Consider the following 14,088-nt stretch of genomic DNA (forward strand, 5'->3'; position numbering starts at 1 on the left):
TTCAGATCAGCTGCGGGTGCGCGACTGGGCGCCGCTGGATTTCCGGGCCGGCGTCCGCTTGGCGGGCGTCTTACGTGGCCGCTCGGAACTGGTGGACTTCGCCGGAGCCGCCTTGACCGGCGTTACCGAGGCGACGTGCCCGCCGTCGTCGTGTGAGTTGCTCAGGCGTCGCAGCAGCAGTGCACCGCCGCCGACCGCCAGCAGAATCGGCCATTCGACCAAGCCCGCGACGCCGAGAGCGCCCAGCGTCAACGCCGCTGCCGGGGTGGAGTGGCTGCCGCTGTCGATACCCTTCTGCACGCCGGCGGCCGCGCCGGTCACGGCGCCGACGACGCCATTGACCGCGGCGCCCCCGACGGCGCCCGCGGTCGCGGTGGTTGCTGAGGCGGCGCGGCTGACCGTTCGACTTACATTGCGTACGGCGCCGTCAACGACACCCATGATGTCTCCCTGTTAGTCGGTATAGGGCCGAAACTAATGTCCGCAATCCTATGACCTTGATGGGTAAATGAACAGCGGATGAATACCCGCCCGCGCAGTTTCTATGCGTCACCGGCGCGCAAATCCACCACCACCGGCGCATGGTCGCTGGGTGCTTTACCTTTCCGTTCTTCGCGGACAATTTGGGCATCGGTGACGCGCTCTGCAAGTGCGGGGGAGGCGAGGATGAAGTCGATGCGCATCCCTTGTTTTTTCGGGAATCGCAGTTGGGTGTAATCCCAATAGGTGTAGACGCCGGGCCCTGGCGTGAAAGGCCTTACCACGTCCGTGAATTGAGTATCGAGAATGGCTCCGAACGCTTTGCGTTCAGGTTCGGAGACGTGGGTAGATCCTTTGAAGACGTCGACATCCCACACGTCGTCGTCCGTCGGTGCGATGTTCCAGTCGCCGACCAGGGCGATCGGGGCTGACGGGTCGTCGCGCAGCCAGCCCTCCGCGGTATCACGAAGCGCGGCAAGCCAATTCAACTTGTAGGTGTAGTGGGGATCATCCAGGGTGCGGCCGTTGGGCACGTAGAGACTCCACACCCGCACCCCCGCGCAGGTGGCGGCCAGTGCGCGCGCCTCGGCGGCGGCGGCCACGTTTGGTTTGCTGCTCCAGGTCGGCTGGCCGTCGAAGCCGATTTCGACGTTTTCCAGGCCGACCCGCGACGCGATCGCCACACCGTTCCACTGGTTGAATCCGCAGTGCGCAACCTCGTAGCCGAGTTCGAGAAACGGCATGGTCGGAAACTGGTCGTCGGCGCACTTCGTTTCCTGCATCGCGAGCACGTCGACCTCGCCGCGCTCCAGCCAGTCCAGCACCCGGGGCAATCGGGTGCGAATGGAGTTGACGTTCCAGGTGGCCAGGCGGATGCCTTCGGGCATGGCCCAGACCCTACGTGAGCGTGATGTAGCGCGCGTGATGGTGCAGCACGAAACCCCGCGACCGGGCCAGTTCAGCGGACGGGCGGTCGCCTTCGGCCAACCGGACGTAGCCACGGGTGGCGCCCTGGGACGCGCCCCAGGCCAATTGGGCTGCGCAGCTGTGGTCGATTCGCGCCAGACGCACCCAGCGGGTGCCGTCCGGGGCGTCGGCGATGACGGCCTCCGATTGCTCGGTGTCCGAGGCTGGGTCGGCATCGCACACCATCACCCGGTTGGCGTGCTCGCCCTTGTCGGGGATTCGCAGCAGCCGCTCCGGCACGGCCAGTCGCGGAACCAGGTCACGGCTCCGGTACCAGTCGATGATCGCCGGTATCGCCGATTGGTTCGCCGAGATCGACAGGGGCACAGCGGAGTTGCTTGCAAGTCTGTCGTCGGTCCCGGCACGCAGCAGCCAACCGTCGAGCCACTGCCGCTCGACTTCGGGCACCGCCAACGCGTCCGCGTGCTCGAGCGCCCGAATCTCTGAAGCCCGCACCGGTTTATCGCTGAGCAGGCGCGTCGCAACGACGTCGTCGGGGGCGACCTCGACGACCTCGCCCGAGTTCGTCGCGATGCGTACCGTCGGGCCGATCTCGAGCACGTTGCCGATCACGTCGGTCAGCGGCGGGACGGAGCCGGCGGGCCGTCGGTAACGCACCGTCACCCGGGCGCCGAGTTCCGGCCACGAAACCATCAGTGGCCGAAGGGGTCCGGACCCTCGCCGGGTGTCCACGACAGTCCGGGGACCCCCCAGCCGTGCGATTTGACCGCGCGCTTGGCCGAGCGGGCGTGACGCCCGACCAGTCGATCCAGGTAGAGGAAGCCGTCCAGGTGGCCGGTCTCGTGCTGCAGCATCCGAGCGAAAAGCCCTGTGCCTTCCAGGGTTATCGGTTTGCCGTCGGCATCGAGCCCGGTGACTTTCGCCCATTTCGCCCGGCCGGTCGGAAACGACTCGCCCGGCACGGACAGGCAACCTTCGTCGTCGTCATCCGGGTCGGGCATGGTCTCGGGCACTTCGGAGGTCTCCAGCACCGGGTTGATCACCACGCCGCGCTGGCGCGCCGTCTGTCCGCGCTCGTCGGGGCAGTCGTAGACGAAGAGGCGCAGGCTCACGCCGATTTGGTTGGCGGCCAATCCGACCCCGTAGGCGGCGTCCATGGTCTCGTAGAGATCTGTGATGAGATCCGCCAGATCCGCCGGCAGTGATCCGTCCGCCGCGACGGCCACCGGCGTGGTGGGAGTGTGCAGGACGGGATCCCCCACGATGCGGATAGGTACTACTGCCATGACCGAGAAGCTTAAGTTGCGGAGAACGGGTGCGGCAGGCAACCTCACCTAGTCGGCCGACTCGCGGGTCTGGCTTCCAGGTCAACAGTTGTCGACGTGGTTGAATAATCGCCGGAGCAGCGGGCATTCGCGAGTCGCAGGGTCTTGGAGGATCAGGAGCGATATGGACAGCGCTATGGCGCGGGCTAATCGATCGGGGGACGACTCTGAACTCGCCGATGGGTTGACTCGCCGCGAACACGACATTTTGGCTTTCGAGCGCCAATGGTGGAAATACGCCGGAGCCAAAGAAGAAGCCATCAAAGATTTGTTCGGAATGTCAGCCACGGCTTATTACCGAGTGCTGAATGCGTTGGTCGACCGACCCGAGGCGCTGGCCGCCGACCCCATGCTGGTGAAGCGACTTCGTCGGTTGCGGGCCAGCCGGCAGAAGGCGCGGGCCGCTCGACGGCTGGGCTTCGAGCTCACCTGAGAATTTTGCCTGCTCACTGGGCGTCGGTGTGGGTTTTCCCGCACTCGTGGATACAGTGACTGCGATGAATGAGCGCGTTCCCGACTCGACCGGTCTCCCGCTGCGGGCCATGGTGATGGTGCTGTTGTTCCTCGGCGTCATCTTTTTGCTGGTCGGGTTTCAGGCCATGGGATCGGGGAGTAACACCGACGACGACTCGGCGGTGTCCAGCGTGAAGACCAGCGCGGCGGCGTCGACGACCTCGGCGAAGCCGGCGCCCAAGGCAGACGTGCTCGTCTTCAACGTCTCGAACTCGTCCGGTGTCGCGAAGCGGACCGCCGACCAGCTCAAGCAGGGTGGGTTCAACGTCACCAAGGTCGACAATCTGTCGCTGCCGGACATCTCGAAGACAACGGTGTACTTCACCGATGCGCCGGGTGAGCACGAAACTGCCGACGCGGTCGGTCAGCTGCTCAAAGCGCCCGTCGCGCCGCGGATCAAGGATGTCGCCGACCAGCCGCCCGGCGTGATCGTGCTCGCGACCGGCTGACGTTTCTACGGAGTCGGCGCGGGCGGCTCGGCTGGCGGTTTGGGCGCCGCGTTGCCGTGCAGGCAATCCTTGAACTCCTGAGTGCCCGGGACGTTGTCGGAACCACAGGTGCAGTCGCGGATCTGGGCCGGCGGGAGCGAATTGCAGAAGTCGCTGCCCGCCCAGGCCGACGGCGCGGCCCACATGACAGCAGCGGCCATCGCCGCCGCGGCCGCCCCGACCTTGGTCGTCCATACTCTCGTCGTCATATCGAGATCGTAGGGTCTCGAGTACTGAGTCGCAGGCGTCGCGTTAAGCCGCCGTGGTCATTCTTGCCCGCGGGTGAGGTGAGAGTGACTGTGCCATCGGGCAACTGTTGATCGTGCCAGCCCCAAAATGTTCCGAAGAGATGATGGGATCAACTGGCTTAAGTACATTTCGAAGGGACGCTTCATGAGCAGCACAAATGCTGCTAATGCGCACCGCCCGACGGGCTCCTCTGCTTAGACTTCGGGCGTGTTCTCCGAGACGCGCTATGCGCGCAACGGTGACTTGCGCGTCGCCTATCGCGCGTCGCGTGAGGGTGAGCGCGACATCGTGCTTGTTCCGAACTGGTTCACGAACTGTGAGGTGCTGCCGGAGCTGTCATCCGTTCAAGGTTGGTTACAGGCGACGACATCGCTCGGTCGGCTAGTCATATTTGATCAACCGGGAACCGGGGCATCCGATCCCGTCGCAATGGACATGCTGCCGACCTTGGAGCAATGGGCCGACAGCATCACTGCGGTCCTCGATGATGTGGGGATCACTGAAGCGGTTCTCGTAGCTTCGAACTCCGCGTTCGCCACAGCCGCACTGTTTGCAGCGACATATCCGTCCCGCACCACCGCGCTGGTCGTGCTCGACGGCTACGCAGACGCGGGCGACACCCCACTTGTTCAAGACGAATCCAAGGCAGCTACGGTCCGCTTGTGGGGCACGGGGGAGCTTCAACCTGTGGTAAATCCAGACATGCCGTGGAACGAGGAGATCCGGACCGCGTGGGCTCGATTGGAACGTCTCTCGGCCAGCCCTAAGTCGCTTGCTCTGGTCATGCCGCTCGCGTTCGAAGTGGATGTGCGGGCGGTCCTTCCGACTGTCCGTGTGCCGACGCTTGTTCTACAGCACACCGACAACGTTTTCGTCCCATCTGTGAAAGGCAGGTACATTGCCGATCACATACCTGACGCCAAATACGTTGAGGTAGCCGGCCGCAACTGGCACCACATCGTTGAACCCTGGCGCGAGTCGTTTCAGGAGATGGCCGAGTTCCTGACCGGCCATCAGGCCGTCGTGGCCGATGATCGGGTGCTTGCCACCGTGTTGTTTACCGACATTGTGGACTCGACGCGCCGCGCGGCCGAGATAGGCGATCGCGACTGGCGTGCACTGCTCGACGCGCACGACGCCGTGGTTCGCTCACAGCTCGGTCGGTTTCGCGGGCGTGAGGTGAACACGTCGGGCGATGGCTTCCTCGCAATGTTCGACGGACCGCAGCGAGCGATCCGCTGCGCTATGGCAATCCGCGAGGCCCTGCAGGCGCTCGGGATTGAGGTGCGTGCGGGATTGCACACGGGCGAATGTGAGGTGCGCGGCGATGACATTGGCGGGATCGGCGTGCACATCGGCGCGAGGGTAAGCGCGCTGGCAAGGCCGAACGACGTGTTAGTGTCCAGCACGCTGCATGATCTGGTGATCGGGTCAGGGTTGGAATTCGAGGAGCGCGGCTCCCACGAGCTCAAGGGCGTTCCTGGGGAGTGGCGGCTCTACGCCGTCACCGGCTAAAACCATTGCCCTGCAATCAGAACGGTGGTGGGTCGTCGTCGCTGTCGCTTGGCGGTCTGGGGCCAAAGTAACTTGGGCGGTTGCCGCGTCGACTCAGCCTGGCGGCGTGGTTTTGTTTGCGTTCGATCGCGACTCGGCGGGCACGATCTTGCCGACGCGTGCGGTGTCGCCGAGGCATCATCGACGCCCGATCGCCGCGATCGTCGACGGCTGTAGGGCTGGGAAGCTCACCGGTCGGCGCGCACAGGCTGGGGAAGAGCAAGGCGCTGCCCGGGGTGGTGACGTAGGTCTTGCCCGCGGGCGAGGTGAGAATGACTGTGCCGTCTGGCAACTGCTGATCGCGCCAGCCCCAGAACGTCTTGACGAGGTGGTGGATGCGGCAATAGCACTTCAGGTTCGACGCGTGAGTCAGCCCGCCGTCGGCGAAGGGGACGGTGTGGTCGACATCGCAATCGAATGCTGGGTGATCGCAACCGGGCCAACGGCAGGTCATGTCCCGGCAGCGCACGAAGTCAGCGAGTTTTGTCGACGGTACGTATCCAGGCTCGGGTGCCGCATCGCGCGGATGCACCAGCGGCGCCAATCTCGCAGTCGCCGCTAGCTCGGCGACGAGTTCGGCTCCGATCAGCCCATCGGCGCACACTTCGGACGCCATCGCTTGCTCGGCGATGACGTGTATGACCACAGACGTTGCAGCAGGCTGCTTTTCGGTGGCACAGTCCTCACGTTCGCAGCGACAGGTCAGCCGATCGGCGCCGGCAGCGAGAGCGCCTAGAGCGTCGGCGCGGCGCTGGTGGTGAGTACGCGGATCGTGTTCGCACACCGTGCGGGCCAACGCGTCGAGACGCTTCTCCAGGGCGTGCGCCTCGGGAGTCAGCATGCTTCCGTAGATTCGCGACAAGCCTTCGCCGTGATCGGCGAACCACACCTCACGTTCGGCGCGCCGCTCGGTGCGGCGACGGACGGCGTCGGCATCAGCCATTGCGACGATCTTGTCGATCTGCCCAGCCAGCCGGCCGCGCGTCATCGACGGCCACCGCGGCACCGTGACGGCCAGCTGCTCATCGACCGTCGCGAGCACGCGCGAGTCGTTGATGAGGTCGGTGCGATAGACCGCGGTCGCAAACGTCTGCTGGTCGATGTCACCGGCTTTGAAGACGTCAGCCAACTTCGGCAACCGCTCGCGCATCGCCCGGGCGTAGCGCAGTTGGCTTGCCGCCAAGCCCTGACTCATCCGCAGAGCGGCTGCCACCTCGGCGCTGACCGCCGCCTCGGTGTCGACGGCCCAGTCTTCAGTGTCGGAGCACCGGGTCAACCGGTAGGCGAACAAGTCGCCGACAGCCACCAGCGCTGCGGCCGCACCGCGGTTCTGCTCGCGCCACGACGCGCTGATCCGATCTACCAAAGCCGCTGATTCGGGGGTAGTGCTTGGATGGCGCCGTTCGAAGAGCTCGTCGAACCGGGCTATCACCTCAGGTGATGAGCCGACCGGATCGCGTTTCTCGAACATGTGTTCTATTATAATCGGCGGCACTGACACGGTGAACGCGCGCAAGCCCCGAAACTCAGTTCGCCCCGAGACCCCAACGACCCGCGTCGTCGCCGGCGTGCCTGAATGATCCCGCTCCTTTGCGGGTCGTTCCGACCCGCGTCGTCGCCGGGATAGGCTTCTCTCCATGCTCAAGCCAGCCAGCGGCCGCAGATTCGCCGCCGCCACTGCAGTCCTGCCCGTCGTCGCCTCGGCCGCGCTGATGAGCGCTTGCAAGGCGCCGCAATACCCGGCGACGTCGCCCGGCACCCAGCCGTCGATCTGGACCGGCTCACCAGCGCCGACGAGTGCGGAACAAACGGGCCAGCAGGGTGGAACCGACAGCCTGACCACGCAGTTAAACGACCCGAAGGGCGCCAAGGTCGCCACCGCGAAGTTCGTGTTCAACCAGAATTACGTGACCATCACGATCGAGACCACCGGGACCGGTCAGCTGAGCCCCGGTTTCCACGGCGTCCACATCCACTCGGTGGGCAAGTGTGAAGCCAATTCGGCGGCACCCAACGGCGGTGAGCCCGGTGACTTCCTTTCTGCGGGTGGACACTTCATGCCGCACGGCCAGCACGGCGCCGGCGACCTGACCTCGCTGCAGGTCCGCAAGGACGGTGGCGGTCTGCTCGAGACCACCACTGACGGGTTCACCAAAGCCGATCTGCTCGCGGCTCCGGGAACCTCGATAATGATCCACGCCGGCGCCGATAACTTCGGCAACATCCCGCCCAACCGCTACACCCAGGTCAACGGCACACCCGGACCCGACCAGACGACGATGTCGACTGGCGATGCCGGCAAGCGAGTGGCGTGCGGCGTGATTGGCACCGGTTAATTCCTTTTCGGACAGGGGTACCGCTATCAGGGTGAACTTCGCGTCCTCGCCCCGCCCGACGCTGGGAGTCGAATGGGAATTCGCGCTTGTCGACTCGCAGACGCGTGATCTGAGCAACGAAGCCACCGCGGTATTCGCCGAGATCGGCGAAAACCCGCACGTGCACAAGGAATTGCTGCGCAATACCGTCGAGGTCGTCACAGGTGTATGTGACAACACCGCGCAAGCGATGGACGATCTGCGATCCACGCTGAAGGCCGTCCTGCCGATCGTTCGGGAGCGTGGCATGGAGTTGTTCGGCGCGGGCACCCATCCGTTCGCGAGTTGGTCGACGCAGAAGCTGACCGACGCGCCGCGGTACGCGGAGCTGATCAAACGCACCCAGTGGTGGGGCCGGCAGATGCTCATCTGGGGCGTGCACGTCCATGTCGGGGTGTCCTCACCCGACAAGGTGATGCCGGTGATGTCTGCTCTGCTGAATTGGTATCCGCATCTGCTCGCACTGTCGGCATCGTCGCCGTGGTGGGTGGGCGACGACACCGGATACGCCAGCAACCGGGCCATGATGTTCCAACAGCTGCCCACCGCGGGTCTGCCGTTTCAGTTCGAAACGTGGTCGCAGTTCGAGGGTTTCGTCCACGACCAGAAAAAGACCGGAATCATCGAGGACGTCAACGAGGTGCGCTGGGACGTCCGGCCTTCGCCGCGCAACGGGACGCTCGAGGTACGTGTGTGCGACGGCGTCTCCAACATCGCCGAGCTCGGCGCGCTGGTGGCGTTGACGCACTGTCTGGTGGTCGATCTCGAGCGTCGGCTGGATGCCGGCGAAACGCTGCCGTCCATGCCGCCGTGGCACAACCAGGAAAACAAATGGCGCGCAGCCCGTTACGGGCTGGACTCCATCATCATCCTCGACGCCGACAGCAACGAGCGCCTGGTTACCGACGACCTCGACGATCTGCTGACTCGACTGGAACCCGTTGCCGCGTCGCTGGATTGCGCCGATGAACTGGCTGCCGTGGCCGACATTCCGCGACGCGGGGCGTCCTACCAACGACAACGAAGGGTTGCCGAGGAGCACGACGGAGATTTGCGTGCCGTCGTTGATGCCTTGGTCGACGAGTTGGAGATCTGATGGAATCGGAATTCGGTCGTTTGGCGATGTTTCCGCTGCAGTCGGCGTTTCTGCCCGGCGAGGAGCTGCCGTTGCAGGTCTTCGAACCGCGCTATGCCCAAATGGTACGAGATTGCCTGCAGGACAACGCCCCGCGATTCGGTACGGTGCTGATCTCTCAGGGCCGAGAGGTCGGCGGTGACGACGTCCGCTGCGACGTGGGCACGGTCGCCAGGATTTCCGAGTGTGTGGAGATCGCCGGCTCGGGCCGGTTCATGCTGCGCTGCGAAACGGCCGAACGGATCAAGGTGTGCGAGTGGCTGCCCGACGACCCGTATCCGCTTGCGGTGGTGGAGGAATGGCCCGATCAGCCGGGGGAGCCGGTGACCGCCTCGGACCTCGAGCAGGTCGAGGATCGGATGATGGGGCTGTTCGAACGGATCGCCAACGCCCGCGACCTGCAGGTGCCCGATCGGAGGGAAGTGCTCGGCTCCGGACTTGACTTCACCGACGCGGGAGAACGCTTGTACGCGTTGGCCTCTCGGATTCCGATCGGACCCGCGGACCGTTACTCCGTATTGTCCGCGCCGACAGCGCACGCGCGCTTGGACGCGCTCAACGAAGCGGTGGAGTCCGTGGCCGCGGTGATCGAATTTCAGCTCTCGCAGTAACGCAGCGGCGGCATCGCGGCCAGGCGTGCCTCGATGAAGACGCTACGTGGTGCCAGATCCATCAGATGCTCGTCCGGCATCCGGTCGTATCGCCGCATCAGGTCGAGCCCCTCGATCGACGAGACCGACCAGTCGCGGTCCGTCAGCCATTGTCGTAGGTCCGCGCGCTCTTCGGCGAAGAGCAGGCTGGGAATGTCCTGCCCGCCGTCGCCCAGGAACTCACGACCCCGCTCCAGGTAATCGGCGTCGAAGGCGTTCGGACTCAACGTTTCCACGGCGATCCGACTGCCCGGTGCGCTGAGCTCGACGAGCCGTTCGAACAACAGATCCTGGGCGACCGCCGGTAGGTAGGGCATCAGCCCCTCGGCCGACCAAGCGGTGGGCGTCGAGGGGTCAAAACCGGCTACTCGCAACGCCGTTGGCCAATCGCCCCGCAGGTCGATGGGCACGGCGCGATAGCCGACGGTGGGGCGGGCGTTTCGGGCGTCCAGTGTCTCGGCCTTGAACGCCAGCACCTGCGGCTGGTCGACCTCGTACACGGTGGTTCCGCTGACCCAGGGCAGCCGCCAGGCTCGGGCATCCAGCCCCGCGGCCAGAATCACGGCCTGGTCGATGCCGTTGGCCCCGGCGGCGATGAAGTATTCGTCGAACCACTTGGTCCGCGCGGCAGCGTAGTTCTGGACCAACGGCAGATGCCGGCCGACATCCGACGAATCCCAGCCTCGCGCGACGGCGGCGTCGACGAACAGCTGCGCGTACCGGTCGATGAACAGCGGACAGCCGGAATCGGTTTCAGCGGCCCGGGCCATCGCCACACCCAGCGCCGTGGCGCCGACGCTTTCGGTGATGTCCCAGCTGTCGTCGTCGGCCCGTGTCATGACCATCGCCCATCTCGCTTCTTCGGCCGTGCTGAATACGACGACAACGGTGTCGGAGACCAGGCTAATGAAAAACGAGCAGTTGTGCGGCGGTGGACTGCGCTGAGGCCGCGGAAACCTCAGAAGACGTGTAGCCGGCGTGCGATCCCGAGGTCGGCGGGGTCGCCCTTTGCGTCGATGCCCAGCGATTCCCAGCTGCCCCGCTGAGTCACCCAGCGGACGAACGCCGCTGCATCGCAATCGATTCGACTGGAAACATCGCCGCCACCGATCGTCAGCGTCCGGCTTTCCACGCTGGAGAGCCGAACCTCGACTGCGTCGTTCAGCCCGTCGAGGAGTTCCCGGTTCTGCTGGGGGAGGGCCGCTTCGATCCAGTCCAGCGTTGGTGCGAGCCGTAACGCGTCGGACGCCGGTGGTTCGTCGCCGAATGGCCCGTCGGGTGAGAACAGGTCGTATCTGATGTGGACGTAGTGCTCGAATGCGTAGGCGGTCGGCACGATCGCGGCCGGGTACGTTCCGACGTCTCCCAGCGGGACGTCGACATCCTGGCCCTGAATGGCTGCCATGATCTCCAGTCCCCGCGAGCTGGCAGTCTCGTAGTCGGTGAGCACCTCTTTGGGAGTCATCGATCGCCGGGACCCCACATACAAATCAGCCGCACGTTCCGAGCTCAAGCCAGTCGAGTCAGGCAACTTCGACATGTCGACGGCAAGCCAGAAGCTGCAGGCCATATGCGACACCACGTCCTGCACCGTCCACCCCGGACAGCCGGTGGGTCTCGTGTCAATGGACAGCTGAAACTGCCCGTGGGCGGACATGAGAACTGCCCGTAGGTGGCCAATAAGAACTGCCCAGTGGCGGACACGAATCTGCCCATTAGGGTGTGTCCGCCACCGGTGGTTGAGGCCGTTGTCAGCTCAAGGGTTTGACTCCCTTCCCGTGCAGGGCTTGGGCCAGCCGCACGGAGTCTCCGCTGGTCTGGCACAGGTGCGCGTGATGCAGCAGCCGGTCCACGGTGGCAGTCGCCAACGTCTTGGGCATCAGCTCATCGAAACCACTGGGGTGCAGGTTCGATGAGATCGCCACCGAGCGCCGTTCATAGGCGGCCTCGACGATGCGGTAGAGCCCTTCAGCGGCATCGGCACCGACGGGCAACAGTCCAACGTCGTCAATCACCACGAGCTCGGCACGCACGATCTTGGCCACGGCCTTGCCCAACGAATCGTCAGCGCGGTGCGCCCGAACCAGGACCCCGATCTGCTCGAGGGTGAACCACGCCACCGGCATCCCGGCTTCGATGACCTTCTGCCCCAACGCTTCGAGGAAGAACGTCTTGCCGGTGCCAGCGGGCCCGCAGACCACCAGGTTCTCCCGACGACCCACCCACTCCAGGGTCTGTAGCGCCTGCTGGGTCGGTAACGGGATCGACGACGCATTGGGGTCCCACACGTCGAATGTCTTCCCGGTCGGGAAGCCGGCGGCTTTGCGGCGGGCGGCCAGCATGGACCGGGCCCGGCCGGCGGACTCCTCGGTCAGCAGCGCTTTGATCACCTCGGTGGGGTCCCAGCGTTGAGCTCGGGCAGTGGCCAGCACGTCGGCGGCGATCGCGCGGGCGTGCGGCAACCGCAGCCCACGCATCAGCGCTTCGACGTCGGCGGGTAGCGACGCGGTGGTCGTGGTGGTAGTCACGCGATGCCTGCCTCGTCAGCGTCGATAACGTTGCGGCCGAATAAGTTCCACCCACTGGTTCCTTGCGCCAGGGAGGTGTCTTCGTCGGCGCCGCGGCGAGTGGTGTCCATGCCCTTGCTGGCGAGGATGGAATCAAGGTCACCGGTGGCGAAGCGACCGTGCACGCCAGCATGCCCGAGCGCCCAGTCGACATCGGCGCGGCCGGTTAACGCCGACAGTTCCACCGCGTGGGCCATCTTCTGCAGGATCCGTTCGGTGCCGACGGCGGCGGCTTCTTTGAGCCACACCGCCGCACCCGGCCCCAGCGCCAGGAAGGTCTGCTCACTGACAGTGCGGGCCCGCACCCGGTAATCACCGGGCACCTTGTCCCGATGCTCAGGGAAGTGGTCATCGTTGATGGCGGGACTACCGGGGGCGGCGCGGCGATGCCGCGCCACCTCCACCGGGCCGCCGCCATCAAGAGCGCAGATCACCACCTCATCGGTGCCGTCGTGGTCACGGATCCACACTGTCTGGCCCAGAAGAGTTGCGGGCAGCGAGTATTGGCAGTGGTCGAAGGTGACCATCGGGGTGTTGTCGGGAACCCGGCGGGTCACCCCCAACGCGGCGGTGTGGGGCAGGTCAGGAACCGCGTGCAGGGCCGGGCGTTCCTGAATGAGCATCTCGGCCGGCCGGCGTCCCGTGATCCGGTGCACGCGGGCGTTGATCTCGGTGGTGAAACCGGCGCATGCGGCTTCGACGTCGGCGAACGAGTCGTACTGCGGCAGGAGGTTGGTCTCAGTAGGCACGATGTCGGCTTTGGCGAGCTTCACCGCGTTCTCCACCCCACCCTTGGTGGCTGGGTCGGCGGGTTCACACGTCAGCACCGAAAGGCCGTAGTAGCGGCCGAAGGTGACCGCGGCCCGGTTGCGGACCGGAACTCCGGCGATGTGTCCAGTGGTGACGGTCTTCTCGTTGTCGGTGAGCAGGTAGGTCGGAGCACCACCGACGATGCGAAAGATGCGGTCCAGGCCGGCGAAGACACTGGGTGCGGTGCGGTCCCGCAAAGCCACCACGACGCGGTAGCGGCTCCACGCCAGCCACGCCACGAGCAGCACGATCTTGCGGCCGGCGACAAGGGGGCCGTCGGCGAAGTCGTACTGTAGCCACAGTCCTGGCTCGGTGATCCAGGGCCGGTGCACGCGTGTATTGCCAAGGCGCCATTGCGCTTTGATCTCCGCCAACGAACGGCGGGTGGTGCGGTCGGTGCCGGTGTAGCCCAACGCCACCAGCTTGTCGTGGGCTTTGTCGCCGCGGATCTTGCCCTTCGAATCAGCGACCCAGGTTTCCAGCAGGTCGCGCCAATCATCGATCATCCGGGCCCGCCGCGTGGCCGGGGGCAGCCCAGCGTTGCGATCCTCGACCGCTTTCTTCACGGTGTGGTGCGAGCACCCACACAGCTCGGCCGCGGCGCGGTAGGACCCGGTCAGGTCGTAGGCATTGAGTATTTCCATGAGTTCTCCGTCAGACTTCAAGTAGGTCTCTCCTGGGGTTGTCGGGTCGACTAGGCATCGACATCGAAACCGCAGGAGAGGCCGCCCCAGCGCAGACGCGCCGAACGACATCAAGTAGGTCTGGGCAGATTCATGGCCGCCTGCGGGCACTTTCGTATCCGCCGGTGGGCAGTTCTTATTGGCCGCGAACGGGCACTTTCATGTCCGCCAGTGGGCAGTTTTTCATGTCCGCCGACAGTCTCGACCACACGGAGTCGTCGGCGTCGCGGCACAGCGTCAGCAGTGTCGTGCGGTCGGCCTCAATTGCTTCAAGTGCGGAACTGGGCATCGCGGTGTTCCCTCCGATTGGTAGGACTATCTGGTACGACGGG

16 protein-coding genes are annotated in these 14,088 nt (G+C 65.2%); 6 read left to right on the plus strand and 10 right to left on the minus strand.

Annotation, left to right across the window (positions count from 1 at the left end; translation table 11 throughout):
- Nucleotides 1–6: 6 nt before the first annotated feature.
- The 4 genes from MKK62_RS12900 to MKK62_RS12915 form a co-directional block, all read right to left on the minus strand.
- Nucleotides 7–441, minus strand: coding sequence for a hypothetical protein (locus MKK62_RS12900; protein ID WP_240260711.1), 435 nt, complete (start codon nucleotides 439–441; stop codon nucleotides 7–9).
- A 101-nt stretch (nucleotides 442–542) separates the two neighbouring features.
- Nucleotides 543–1,355: an exodeoxyribonuclease III gene (locus tag MKK62_RS12905; protein WP_240264175.1), complete on the minus strand. Its 813-nt coding sequence runs from the start codon at nucleotides 1,353–1,355 to the stop codon at nucleotides 543–545.
- A gap of 22 nt (nucleotides 1,356–1,377) precedes the next feature.
- Nucleotides 1,378–2,100 (minus strand): GNAT family N-acetyltransferase, cg3035/Rv0428c family, encoded by a 723-nt coding sequence (locus MKK62_RS12910; protein WP_240260710.1) that lies wholly within the window; start codon nucleotides 2,098–2,100, stop codon nucleotides 1,378–1,380.
- Nucleotides 2,100–2,693, minus strand: a complete 594-nt coding sequence (locus tag MKK62_RS12915; protein WP_240260709.1) for a peptide deformylase — start codon at nucleotides 2,691–2,693, stop codon at nucleotides 2,100–2,102. Before MKK62_RS12915 ends, MKK62_RS12910 begins: the two co-directional genes overlap by 1 nt.
- Nucleotides 2,694–2,856: 163 nt before the next feature.
- On the opposite strand from MKK62_RS12915, the gene napA reads away from it, so the two are divergent.
- Both napA and MKK62_RS12925 read left to right on the plus strand, forming a co-directional pair.
- Nucleotides 2,857–3,165 carry a nucleoid-associated protein NapA gene (napA, locus tag MKK62_RS12920; RefSeq protein WP_240260708.1) on the plus strand — a complete coding sequence of 103 codons (309 nt, stop codon included), beginning with the start codon at nucleotides 2,857–2,859 and terminating at the stop codon, nucleotides 3,163–3,165.
- A gap of 64 nt (nucleotides 3,166–3,229) precedes the next feature.
- Nucleotides 3,230–3,694 carry a LytR C-terminal domain-containing protein gene (locus MKK62_RS12925; RefSeq protein WP_240260707.1) on the plus strand — a complete coding sequence of 155 codons (465 nt, stop codon included), beginning with the start codon at nucleotides 3,230–3,232 and terminating at the stop codon, nucleotides 3,692–3,694.
- A 5-nt stretch (nucleotides 3,695–3,699) separates the two neighbouring features.
- Here MKK62_RS12925 and MKK62_RS12930 read toward each other — a convergent pair whose 3' ends face one another.
- The gene (locus MKK62_RS12930) at nucleotides 3,700–3,942 is read right to left on the minus strand and encodes a hypothetical protein (RefSeq protein WP_240260706.1); all 243 of its coding nucleotides are present in this window, start codon (nucleotides 3,940–3,942) and stop codon (nucleotides 3,700–3,702) included.
- Between the two features lie 247 nt (nucleotides 3,943–4,189).
- Between MKK62_RS12930 and MKK62_RS12935 the strand changes: the two genes are divergently transcribed.
- The gene (locus MKK62_RS12935; protein WP_240260705.1) at nucleotides 4,190–5,497 is read left to right on the plus strand and encodes an adenylate/guanylate cyclase domain-containing protein; all 1,308 of its coding nucleotides are present in this window, start codon (nucleotides 4,190–4,192) and stop codon (nucleotides 5,495–5,497) included.
- Between the two features lie 16 nt (nucleotides 5,498–5,513).
- Here the strand turns inward: MKK62_RS12935 and MKK62_RS12940 are convergent, their stop codons facing one another.
- Nucleotides 5,514–7,007 carry an HNH endonuclease signature motif containing protein gene (locus MKK62_RS12940; RefSeq protein WP_240260704.1) on the minus strand — a complete coding sequence of 498 codons (1,494 nt, stop codon included), beginning with the start codon at nucleotides 7,005–7,007 and terminating at the stop codon, nucleotides 5,514–5,516.
- Between the two features lie 166 nt (nucleotides 7,008–7,173).
- Between MKK62_RS12940 and sodC the strand changes: the two genes are divergently transcribed.
- From sodC to MKK62_RS12955, 3 genes are read left to right on the plus strand one after another with little or no spacing between them, the layout of a single operon-like run.
- Complete coding sequence (gene sodC, locus MKK62_RS12945; protein WP_434085062.1) at nucleotides 7,174–7,872, plus strand: superoxide dismutase[Cu-Zn]; 699 nt, start codon at nucleotides 7,174–7,176, stop codon at nucleotides 7,870–7,872.
- Between the two features lie 25 nt (nucleotides 7,873–7,897).
- Nucleotides 7,898–9,007 (plus strand): glutamate--cysteine ligase, encoded by a 1,110-nt coding sequence (locus tag MKK62_RS12950; RefSeq protein ID WP_434085085.1) that lies wholly within the window; start codon nucleotides 7,898–7,900, stop codon nucleotides 9,005–9,007.
- Nucleotides 9,007–9,657: an LON peptidase substrate-binding domain-containing protein gene (locus MKK62_RS12955; RefSeq protein ID WP_240260702.1), complete on the plus strand. Its 651-nt coding sequence runs from the start codon at nucleotides 9,007–9,009 to the stop codon at nucleotides 9,655–9,657. Before MKK62_RS12950 ends, MKK62_RS12955 begins: the two co-directional genes overlap by 1 nt.
- On the opposite strand, the gene MKK62_RS12960 is transcribed toward MKK62_RS12955, so the two are convergent.
- The 4 genes from MKK62_RS12960 to istA form a co-directional block, all read right to left on the minus strand.
- Nucleotides 9,642–10,535, minus strand: a complete 894-nt coding sequence (locus tag MKK62_RS12960) for an SAM-dependent methyltransferase (protein WP_240260701.1) — start codon at nucleotides 10,533–10,535, stop codon at nucleotides 9,642–9,644. The two genes, MKK62_RS12955 and MKK62_RS12960, sit on opposite strands and share 16 nt — an antisense overlap.
- A gap of 119 nt (nucleotides 10,536–10,654) precedes the next feature.
- Nucleotides 10,655–11,353, minus strand: coding sequence for a maleylpyruvate isomerase family mycothiol-dependent enzyme (locus tag MKK62_RS12965; RefSeq protein WP_240260700.1), 699 nt, complete (start codon nucleotides 11,351–11,353; stop codon nucleotides 10,655–10,657).
- Between the two features lie 94 nt (nucleotides 11,354–11,447).
- Nucleotides 11,448–12,173 (minus strand): ATP-binding protein, encoded by a 726-nt coding sequence (locus MKK62_RS12970; RefSeq protein WP_240263800.1) that lies wholly within the window; start codon nucleotides 12,171–12,173, stop codon nucleotides 11,448–11,450.
- A 47-nt stretch (nucleotides 12,174–12,220) separates the two neighbouring features.
- Nucleotides 12,221–13,738 (minus strand): IS21 family transposase, encoded by a 1,518-nt coding sequence (gene istA / locus MKK62_RS12975; protein WP_240258325.1) that lies wholly within the window; start codon nucleotides 13,736–13,738, stop codon nucleotides 12,221–12,223.
- Between the last annotated feature and the right edge of the window lie 350 nt (nucleotides 13,739–14,088).

The sequence above is a fragment of the Mycobacterium paraterrae genome (assembly GCF_022430545.2).
GTDB classification, from domain to species: Bacteria; Actinomycetota; Actinomycetes; order Mycobacteriales; family Mycobacteriaceae; genus Mycobacterium; species Mycobacterium paraterrae.

What these genes read in the sequence shown, in the direction of transcription:
- MKK62_RS12925 (WP_240260707.1), top strand. Translation starts at nt 3,230, where the DNA reads ATGAATGAGCGCGTTCCCGACTCGACCGGTCTCCCGCTGCGGGCCATG.
- MKK62_RS12970 (WP_240263800.1), bottom strand. Translation starts at nt 12,173, where the DNA reads ATGCGTGGGCTGCGGTTGCCGCACGCCCGCGCGATCGCCGCCGACGTG.
- MKK62_RS12930 (WP_240260706.1), bottom strand. Translation starts at nt 3,942, where the DNA reads ATGACGACGAGAGTATGGACGACCAAGGTCGGGGCGGCCGCGGCGGCG.
- MKK62_RS12910 (WP_240260710.1), bottom strand. Translation starts at nt 2,100, where the DNA reads ATGGTTTCGTGGCCGGAACTCGGCGCCCGGGTGACGGTGCGTTACCGA.
- napA (WP_240260708.1), top strand. Translation starts at nt 2,857, where the DNA reads ATGGACAGCGCTATGGCGCGGGCTAATCGATCGGGGGACGACTCTGAA.
- MKK62_RS12965 (WP_240260700.1), bottom strand. Translation starts at nt 11,353, where the DNA reads ATGTCCGCCCACGGGCAGTTTCAGCTGTCCATTGACACGAGACCCACC.
- MKK62_RS12940 (WP_240260704.1), bottom strand. Translation starts at nt 7,007, where the DNA reads ATGTTCGAGAAACGCGATCCGGTCGGCTCATCACCTGAGGTGATAGCC.
- MKK62_RS12955 (WP_240260702.1), top strand. Translation starts at nt 9,007, where the DNA reads ATGGAATCGGAATTCGGTCGTTTGGCGATGTTTCCGCTGCAGTCGGCG.
- sodC (WP_434085062.1), top strand. Translation starts at nt 7,174, where the DNA reads ATGCTCAAGCCAGCCAGCGGCCGCAGATTCGCCGCCGCCACTGCAGTC.
- MKK62_RS12960 (WP_240260701.1), bottom strand. Translation starts at nt 10,535, where the DNA reads ATGACACGGGCCGACGACGACAGCTGGGACATCACCGAAAGCGTCGGC.
- MKK62_RS12900 (WP_240260711.1), bottom strand. Translation starts at nt 441, where the DNA reads ATGGGTGTCGTTGACGGCGCCGTACGCAATGTAAGTCGAACGGTCAGC.
- MKK62_RS12915 (WP_240260709.1), bottom strand. Translation starts at nt 2,693, where the DNA reads ATGGCAGTAGTACCTATCCGCATCGTGGGGGATCCCGTCCTGCACACT.